Annotated in this window: 1 pseudogene; it reads left to right on the forward strand. The window is 67.4% G+C overall.

The window, feature by feature from the left end:
- Positions 1–570, forward strand: a pseudogene (locus tag J9611_RS15985) (pyruvate dehydrogenase (acetyl-transferring), homodimeric type); the annotation flags it as partial.

Here is a 570-nt window from a genome sequence, read left to right on the forward strand (position 1 = left end):
GGCGCAGTCCGTGGGGGTGCCGATGGTGACCACCACGGACTACGTGAACACGATCCCGGTGGACCAGGAAGCCCCGTTCCCCGGCGACGAGGAGATCGAGCGCAAGTACCGGGCGTGGCTGCGGTGGAACGCCGCGGTCATGGTGCACCGGGCGCAGCGGGCCGATATCGGCGTCGGCGGGCACATCTCCACCTACGCGGGCGCCGCGACGCTGTACGAGGTCGGCTTCAACCACTTCTTCCGCGGCAAGGACCACCCCGGCGGCGGGGACCAGGTCTTCTTCCAGGGCCATGCCTCCCCCGGCATGTACGCCCGGGCCTTCATGGAGGGCCGATTGAGCGAGGAGGACCTGGACGGCTTCCGGCAGGAGAAGTCCAAGGAAGGACATGCCCTGTCCTCCTACCCGCACCCGCGGCTGATGCCCAAGTTCTGGGAATTCCCCACCGTGTCCATGGGGATCGGGCCGATGAACGCGATCTACCAGGCGCAGTCCAACCGGTACCTGCAGAACCGCGGCATCAAGGACACCTCGGACCAGCAGGTCTGGGCGTTCCTGGGTGACGGCGAAAT

It is taken from the genome of Pseudarthrobacter albicanus, assembly GCF_018224015.1.
GTDB classification, from domain to species: domain Bacteria; phylum Actinomycetota; class Actinomycetes; order Actinomycetales; family Micrococcaceae; genus Arthrobacter; species Arthrobacter albicanus.